The organism is Streptomyces sp. NPDC006512, from assembly GCF_040611935.1.
Classification (GTDB): Bacteria; Actinomycetota; Actinomycetes; order Streptomycetales; family Streptomycetaceae; genus Streptomyces.
Genome location: NZ_JBEXPG010000128.1, coordinates 1 through 6,204 on the forward strand (window position 1 = coordinate 1; position 6,204 = coordinate 6,204).

Annotated in this window: 6 protein-coding genes; 4 read left to right on the forward strand and 2 right to left on the reverse strand. The window is 71.5% G+C overall.

The window, feature by feature from the left end; translation table 11 throughout:
* Window positions 1-909: 909 nt before the first annotated feature.
* The gene (locus ABZZ17_RS39765; protein ID WP_356884226.1) at window positions 910-1,533 is read right to left on the reverse strand and encodes a TetR family transcriptional regulator; all 624 of its coding nucleotides are present in this window, start codon (window positions 1,531-1,533) and stop codon (window positions 910-912) included.
* Between the two features lie 242 nt (window positions 1,534-1,775).
* Between ABZZ17_RS39765 and ABZZ17_RS39770 the strand changes: the two genes are divergently transcribed.
* The 3 genes from ABZZ17_RS39770 to ABZZ17_RS39780 all read left to right on the forward strand — a co-directional run bounded on the left by ABZZ17_RS39770 (window position 1,776) and on the right by ABZZ17_RS39780 (window position 4,982).
* Window positions 1,776-3,095 carry a glycosyltransferase family 4 protein gene (locus tag ABZZ17_RS39770; RefSeq protein ID WP_356884228.1) on the forward strand — a complete coding sequence of 440 codons (1,320 nt, stop codon included), beginning with the start codon at window positions 1,776-1,778 and terminating at the stop codon, window positions 3,093-3,095.
* A gap of 64 nt (window positions 3,096-3,159) precedes the next feature.
* A complete protein-coding gene (locus ABZZ17_RS39775) occupies window positions 3,160-3,894 on the forward strand; it encodes a class I SAM-dependent methyltransferase (RefSeq protein ID WP_266838794.1) in 735 nt (244 codons plus the stop codon).
* On the forward strand, window positions 3,891-4,982 hold the full coding sequence (locus ABZZ17_RS39780; RefSeq protein WP_356884231.1) for a prenyltransferase/squalene oxidase repeat-containing protein: 1,092 nt from the start codon (window positions 3,891-3,893) through the stop codon (window positions 4,980-4,982). Before ABZZ17_RS39775 ends, ABZZ17_RS39780 begins: the two co-directional genes overlap by 4 nt.
* A 60-nt stretch (window positions 4,983-5,042) precedes the next feature.
* Here ABZZ17_RS39780 and ABZZ17_RS39785 read toward each other — a convergent pair whose 3' ends face one another.
* On the reverse strand, window positions 5,043-5,357 hold the full coding sequence (locus ABZZ17_RS39785; RefSeq protein WP_356884233.1) for a hypothetical protein: 315 nt from the start codon (window positions 5,355-5,357) through the stop codon (window positions 5,043-5,045).
* A 112-nt stretch (window positions 5,358-5,469) separates the two neighbouring features.
* On the opposite strand from ABZZ17_RS39785, the gene ABZZ17_RS39790 reads away from it, so the two are divergent.
* A complete protein-coding gene (locus ABZZ17_RS39790; RefSeq protein WP_356884235.1) occupies window positions 5,470-6,114 on the forward strand; it encodes a hypothetical protein in 645 nt (214 codons plus the stop codon).
* The last annotated feature ends 90 nt before the right edge of the window (window positions 6,115-6,204 follow it).

The window sequence follows — 6,204 nt, forward strand, 5'->3', positions numbered from 1 at the left end:
CCCTTGACCGACCGGCCCGAAACGAAATGCCAAAGACTGCCGGGAAGCCCCCGAAGGAGGGCAGGGGGGAACTCAAGCCTCAAAGGTTCCGTCAGCGATGAGGCGAGGGGCCGGGGGTCGGCATGCCGGGCACACGGCCCCCTCGCGGCCCCTTCCGGGACCAGACCCACTCCCTACCCACCCGAAATGACGACCACGACGTCCTGGGGCGCCGTCAGGCGCGTCAGATCGCTACGCGCTCCTCTCGGCATAGCGGCAGCGGCCCGTCTGGGGCTGGACATAGGCCGCAGAAGGCATCTGGGCCCGGTGTCGTCTCAGCGGCCGACGACCGGCCGTGGTGACTTTCATGGGCAGTCTGGAGGTCTTTCCTGCCGGAGGGTCTCACCGCAGGAGTACAGGCGGGCGGTAGCCGCACGTCAAGGGTGATGGGTGGGGCGTGTGGGCGGTATATGTCCAGCCCCAGACGGTCGCCGGACGCTAAGCCGAGAGAAGCGCGTAGCGATCCGATGCGCCTGACTGCACGCCAGGCTGATCTGGTCGTCATTTCGGGTGGGCAAGGAGTGGTTGTGGTCCCGGAAGGGGGCGCGAGGGGGCCGTATGCCCGGCCTACCGACCCCCGGCCCGTCGTCTCATCGCTGAGAGACCCGCTCCTCCCCCTCTTGCCCGTGACCGTTCTTTTGGGGGGTTCCCGTCGGTCTTCGGCTTTCCGGGGTGGGGCGGTCGGTCAAGGGTGGCCGAAGGCCATCGCGAAGCGACGCGACGACGAAGGAGGAGCGCCCTTGAGGGACCGGTCCACCCCGGAGAGACGATGAGACTGACGGGAAACCACCAAACCCTCCCCGATACGGACCAGCTAGGACCCCGCCGTCCCCCGGCCCCGCCTCCCCGGCCGACCCCGCCCCGACCGCTTCAGGCCTTTTCCGGGGCCGTCAGGTCGATCAGGCGGCACACCGTTTCGATGTCGATCTTGACCTGGGCGATCGAGGCGCGGCCCGACAGCCACGTGATGAGTGCCGAGTGCCAGGTGTGTTCGATGACGCGGACCGCCGAGAGCTGTTCCGCCGTCGGCGGGGCCTCCAGGCCCATCGCGTCGAGGATGATGGCCGTGGTCAGCCGGGAGACCGTGTCGACCTCCGGGCTCACGCTGCGGTCCGCGAAGGTCAGGGCGCGGACCATGGCGTCCGCGAGGTGGGGTTCGCGCTGGAGCGCGCGGAACGCGCGCATCAGGGTCTCCGCGACCCGGGCCGCGGGGTCGTCGCCCGCCGGAGGGCGTTTGCGCAGCGTGGTGTGCATGTGCTGGAGCTGGTCCTGCATGGTGGCCACCAGCAGGTGCACCTTCGAGGGGAAGTACCGGTAGAGCGTTCCGAGCGCCACGCTGGACAGCTCCGCGACCTCCCGCATCTGCACGGCGTCGAAGCCGCCCCGGCTGGCCAGCTGGGCGCTCGCGTGCAGGATCCGACGGCGGCGCGCCTCCTGGCGCTCCGTCAGGGGAGGGGACGCCGGCGTGGTGACGGCCTTCGCTTCCGCTGTCATGTGTCCCGTTCCATGGCGTTCCGTGGCGTCGCTGGTGGTGCTGCGCAGGGGCCGATCCGGGCGTGACCCGGGGTCAGCATGTCAGGCGTCCGAGCCGTGGCGCGAATCACCTGCTCCGCCTCTTACGGTGTGGTTTCCGGCCGGTAGATTCAATGGTCTTCAACGGATCAAGTCTGAAACTTGTTCTACATTATCCGAGCGGTTACGCTCCGGCGAAAGTCGCAGGCAGAAGGGGGCCGAGAGTGACCGCTGAGGCCATCGTGACGAGCCCTTTCGCGGGTTCCGCCACCGACGGCGACCGCCCGTTGCGCATCGCACTCCTCACCTACAAGGGGAACCCGTTCTGCGGCGGTCAGGGCGTCTACGTACGGCACCTCTCGCGTGAGCTCGTCCGCCTCGGACACTCCGTCGAGGTCATCGGTTCGCAGCCCTATCCGGTCCTCGACACGGGCGCCACGCTCACCGAGCTGCCGAGCCTGGACCTGTACCGCAGCCCCGACCCGTTCCGTACGCCGAAGCGCGACGAGTACCGGGACTGGATCGACGCCCTCGAAGTCGCCACGATGTGGACCGGCGGCTTCCCCGAGCCGCTGACGTTCTCGCTGCGCGCCCGGCGCCATCTGCGCGCCCGCGCGGGCGAGTTCGACGTCATCCACGACAACCAGACCCTCGGCTACGGTCTGCTGGGCGACCTCGGCGCCCCCCTGGTGACGACGGTCCACCACCCCATCACCGTCGACCGGCAGCTGGAGATCGACGCCGCCAAGGACCTCAAGCGGCGCCTCTCCGTGCGGCGTTGGTACGGCTTCACCCGCATGCAGGGCCGTGTGGCCCGCCGGCTGCCGTCCGTGCTGACCGTCTCCGGCTCCTCCCAGCAGGAGATCGCCGAGCACCTCGGGGTCCGCGACGACCGCATCCACGTCGTCCACATCGGAGCCGACACCGACCTGTGGTCGCCCGACCCGGCCGTGGCCGAGGTGCCCGGGCGGATCGTGACGACCTCCAGCGCCGACGTCCCCCTCAAGGGGCTCGTCCACCTCGTCGAGGCCCTCGCCAAGCTCCGTACGGAGCGCCCCGACGCCCACCTCGTGGTCGTCGGCAAGCGCGCCGAGAGCGGGCCCGTCGCCCGCGCGATCGAGTCGTACGGGCTCCAGGACGCGGTGCGCTTCGTCAAGGGCATCTCCGACGCCGAGCTCGTCGACCTCGTGCGCGGCGCCCAGGTCTCCTGCGTGCCCTCCCTCTACGAGGGCTTCTCGCTCCCGGCGGCCGAGGCCATGGCCACCGGCACCCCGCTGGTCGCCACGACCGGCGGGGCGATCCCCGAAGTGACGGGCGCCGACGGCGAGACCTGCCTGGCCGTGCCGCCCGGTGACGCGGGGGCGCTGGCCGCCGCGCTCGGCCGGCTGCTGGGTGACGCCGCGCTGCGCGAGCGGCTCGGTGCCGCCGGGCGGGAGCGGGTGCTGTCCCGGTTCACCTGGGCCAAGGCGGCCGAGGGCACCGCCGCGCACTACCGGGCCGCCATCGAGCAGGCCGCCTCCGCCCGTACCCGCCGGCCGCGCTGACCTTCGACCGCCACCGCTTCATGAGCAATCCCTTCCACCCCCGCGACAGCGAAGGCAGGACCCCGTGCTGACCGTCGATTTCTCCCGGTTCCCGCTCGCCGCAGGCGACCGTGTGCTCGATCTGGGCTGCGGCGCCGGCCGCCACGCCTTCGAGTGCTACCGGAGAGGCGCCCAGGTGGTCGCCGTCGACCGCAACGGCGAGGAGATCCGCGAGGTCGCCAAGTGGTTCGCCGCCATGAAGGAGGCCGGCGAGGCCCCGGCGGGCGCCACCGCCACGGCGATGGAGGGCGACGCCCTCGCGCTGCCCTTCCCCGACGACTCCTTCGACGTCGTGATCATCTCCGAGGTGATGGAGCACATCCCCGACGACAAGGGCGTCCTCGCCGAGATGGTCCGCGTGCTGAAGCCCGGCGGCCGCATCGCGATCACCGTGCCGCGCTACGGCCCGGAGAAGATCTGCTGGGCGCTCTCCGACGCCTACCACGAGGTCGAGGGCGGCCACATCCGCATCTACAAGGCGGACGAGCTGCTCGGCAAGATGGAGGCCGCGGGCCTCAAGCCGTACGGCACCCACCACGCGCACGGCCTGCACTCCCCGTACTGGTGGCTCAAGTGCGCCTTCGGCGTCGACAACGACAAGGCGCTGCCCGTCAAGGCGTACCACAAGCTCCTCGTCTGGGACATCATGAAGAAGCCGCTGGCCACCCGGCTCGCCGAGCAGGCGCTCAACCCGGTCATCGGCAAGAGCTTCGTGGCGTACGCGACGAAGCCGCACCTGCCCGTCGGCGCGGCCCAGTGACCGCGCCCCGGCGCACCGCACCCGAACACCTCGTCCTGGACGGCGTACTGACCGCCGAGGAGGCCGCCGAGACGGTGGCCGGGATCCTCGCGGCGCAGCGCCCGGACGGGGCCATACCGTGGTTCCGCGGTCACCACCTCGACCCGTGGGACCACACCGAGGCCGCGATGGCCCTGGACGTGGCGGGCGAGCACGAGGCCGCGGAGCGGGCGTACGACTGGCTGGCCCGGCACCAGAACCAGGACGGTTCCTGGTTCGCGGCGTACGCCGACCGGCCGGAGGGGGTGGACACCGCCGAGCCGCAGGACGCGAGCCGGGAGTCGAACTTCGTCGCGTACATAGCCGTCGGCGTGTGGCACCACTACCTGGCGACGGGCGACGACCCGTTCCTGGACCGGATGTGGCCGGCGGTCGTGGCGGCGGTGGAGTTCGTCCTCGCCCTCCAGCAGCCCGGCGGCGAGATCGGCTGGAAGCGGGAGGCGGACGGCGCCCCGGTCACGGACGCCCTGCTGACGGGTTCCTCCTCGATCCACCAGGCCCTGCGCTGCGCGCTGGCCATCGCCGACCACCGGGGGGATCCGCAGCCCGACTGGGAGCTGGCGGCGGGTGCGCTGGCGCACGCGATCCGCAGGCATCCGGAGCGGTTCCTGGACAAATCGCACTACTCGATGGACTGGTACTACCCGGTGCTGGGCGGGGCGCTGACCGGGGCCGAGGCGAAGGCGCGGATCGAGGAGCGCTGGGACGAGTTCGTCGTCGCGGACCTCGGTGTCCGGTGCGTCCTGCCGAACCCGTGGGTGACCGGCGGGGAGTCCTGCGAACTGGCGCTGTCGCTCTGGGCGATGGGGGAGTCGGACCGGGCGCTGGAGATCCTGCGCTCGATCGGTCACCTGCGCGCGGACAACGGCATGTACTGGACGGGGTACGTGTTCCAGGACCGGGCCGTCTGGCCGGTGGAGCAGACGACCTGGACGGCCGGGTCGCTGCTGCTGGCCGTCGCCGCGCTGGGCGGGGACGAGCCCACGGGCGAGGTGTTCGGCGGTCTCGCGCTGCCCACGGGCCTGGAGCCGGACTGCTGCCGTCACTGAACCGGCACCGCCGGCCGCCGGCCGCCCTCGGGCGGAGCCGGCGGCCGGCGGTGGCCGGGATCAGCGCCGGGCCAGCCAGTTGGCGAGGCCGTGTCCGGCGAGGAGGTAGACGACGGCCGCCAGGCCGTAGCCGACGACGACCCGCGCCCCTTCGCTGTCGAAGCTGAACAGGTCACGCGACCAGCTCGTCAGCCAGTCGGCGCAGTCGTGGACGAACGCGACGAGGCTGTTGCCCTGGTTGGCGTCCAGCAGCCACAGCACGATCCACAGGACGATCAGGAAGGCCGCCACGTCCGCGACGAGGGCTACGGCCCGGGCGATGCCGCCGCCGCCTCGGGTGTGTACACGGGAGTGTGCTCGGGTGTGTGGGGACATGACACGCGTGTTGCCGCAGCCGCGCGGTCCAAACCCGAACGGGTCCCCCAAGTGGTGGAGGGCCACGGCCGGGGTGAGGCTGCGGGGGACACCCCCGTCCCCGGAGGAAACCGTGTCCGTACTCGAACCCAGTACCGTCCGACTCCGCCGCACGCTCACCGCGGTGGTCCTGTCCTGCGCCCTGCTGGCCGGTGCGACCGCCTGCGGTGGCGGCGGCGCCGACACCGCCCGGCAGCCGGAGATCTCCAACGCCGCGGCGGCCGAGCTGGCCGTCCTCGCGGCGGCGGAGCCGCAGGCCGCCGAGGCCGATGAGCTGGCGGCGGCGCCGACGCCGACCACGCCGGCGGAGAAGCAGAAGTTCGCCAAGACGCGCTTCGTCGCGAACGCCGGTCTCGCGGCCGGGGCGACGTACCAGTGGATCATCAAGCCGTACCGCGCGGGCAAGTTCAAGAAGGGCGCGTCGGGCCGGACGTTCGCGCTGATCAAGGCGGGCCTCGCGGGTGCCTTCGCCTACAACCGGCTGAAGGCGGCGTCGGACAACGCCAAGGGCGACCCGCTGCTGTCGAAGGCGATGGTCCCGCTGACGGCGGGCATCGAGTCCCTCAAGAGCCTCGGCACCAAGCTCCGCAAGGGCCAGGCCGGGGACTCCGACATCGACGCCTTCCAGAACGTCATCGAGGGAGTGAAGGGCGCGGGCCAGAGCGCCGGGGCCACGGTGACGGACAAGGTGCCGAGCCTGTCGCAGCTCGGCGGCTAGGCAGTGTCTTCAAAGGGGCTTTAGCCAGAGGAACAGGGATGCGACGGTGACGGCTGCCTGGTAGGACTCGCGGGTTTTGTCGTAGCGAGT

Coding starts and splice junctions, on each gene's coding strand:
- ABZZ17_RS39765 (WP_356884226.1), bottom strand. CDS start 1,533: ATGACAGCGGAAGCGAAGGCCGTCACCACGCCGGCGTCCCCTCCCCTG.
- ABZZ17_RS39785 (WP_356884233.1), bottom strand. CDS start 5,357: ATGTCCCCACACACCCGAGCACACTCCCGTGTACACACCCGAGGCGGC.